This is a genomic window from Aeromonas sp. HMWF014 (assembly GCF_963878295.1).
In the GTDB taxonomy this organism is placed as follows: domain Bacteria; phylum Pseudomonadota; class Gammaproteobacteria; order Enterobacterales; family Aeromonadaceae; genus Aeromonas; species Aeromonas popoffii.
The window spans coordinates 18,707-19,101 of record NZ_CAWNYS010000420.1 but is presented as its reverse complement, the minus strand read 5'-3'; the positions used below and the strand labels follow the sequence as shown (position 1 = coordinate 19,101).

1 pseudogene is annotated in these 395 nt (G+C 62.0%); it reads left to right on the top strand.

What is annotated here, in order from left to right:
• Nucleotides 1-395, top strand: a pseudogene (locus tag AAC083_RS23260) (ATP-binding cassette domain-containing protein); the annotation flags it as partial.

Here is a 395-nt window from a genome sequence, read left to right as displayed (position 1 = left end):
GAGCTGCACGGCAAACTCGACACCATAGGCGCCTACAGCATTCGGGCCCGCGCCGCCGAGCTGCTGCACGGTCTCGGTTTCAGCGACGAGCAACTGGGCTCACCAGTGCGCAGCTTCTCCGGTGGCTGGCGCATGCGCCTCAACCTCGCCCAGGCGCTACTCTGCCGCTCAGACCTGCTGCTGCTCGATGAACCGACCAACCACCTGGATCTCGATGCAGTGATCTGGCTGGAGAAGTGGCTCAAGGGCTATCAGGGCACGCTCGTCCTTATCTCTCACGACCGCGACTTCCTCGATTCGGTCATCAGCCGCATCATCCACATCGAGAACGGCAAGCTGAACGAATACACCGGCGGCTATTCCGACTTCGAACTGCAGCGCGCCGAACAGCTTGC